Origin of the sequence: Methylobacterium sp. CCH5-D2 (assembly GCF_001556475.1) — a bacterium.
Taxonomy (GTDB): domain Bacteria; phylum Pseudomonadota; class Alphaproteobacteria; order Rhizobiales; family Beijerinckiaceae; genus Methylobacterium; species Methylobacterium hispanicum.
In genome coordinates, this window is the sequence record NZ_LSIX01000723.1 from 1 (window position 1) to 635 (window position 635).

General features: G+C 76.4%; 1 protein-coding gene. It reads left to right on the top strand.

What is annotated here, in order from left to right; genetic code table 11:
- Positions 1 to 450 (top strand): hypothetical protein (locus AX737_RS34610; RefSeq protein ID WP_197430633.1); only part of this gene is annotated, 450 nt, incomplete at its 5' end.
- Positions 451 to 635: the final 185 nt, after the last annotated feature.

The window sequence follows — 635 nt, forward strand, 5'->3', positions numbered from 1 at the left end:
GCGCCGGACCGACCGCCCGCGACACGCGATCCCACCCCGATCGACGGCTGGAGCCGGACTGCCGAGATCGCAGCGGGGCCGCAGGTCGAGCGCGCGGGCATCATCGCCTCCTTCATCCTCAACGCCGCGATGATCCCGGGCTGGCCGCCGCCGCGGCCCTTCGCGCCGCCCGCCGCGGAGACGCTCCTGGCCGCGCTCGTGCAGGCTCCGGGATCGACGGAGGCCGCGCTCGAGGAGCGGCTCGGGCGGCAGGTGCCGCGGCCCGGGTTCCTCGCCCGCATGCGCGCGCTTCTCGGCCGCCTGATGCGCTCGCGCCGCCTGCAGGTCCTGCTCGGGCTGGCGATTCTCGTCGACGCGATCGCGTCCATCGAGGCGGAACTTGCCGACCTTGCGCGCGGCGTCGATGCGGAGGCGGACGACGCGGCGGCCCGACGCCGCCTCAGCATCTGAGGCAGGCGGGGCCGGATCCGGCGTCACATTCGGCACAGTCGCGCGCCGAGGGCCGCGTAGGATGCGGCCGCGGGCACCTCGGTCCGGGCAGGAGCGTCCCATGTCAGCCATCACCGGAACGAGCCAGGCCGCCCCGCTCCCCTCCCTGTCCGAGACCGGGCCGCTCCCGGCCTCCGGCACCGCCG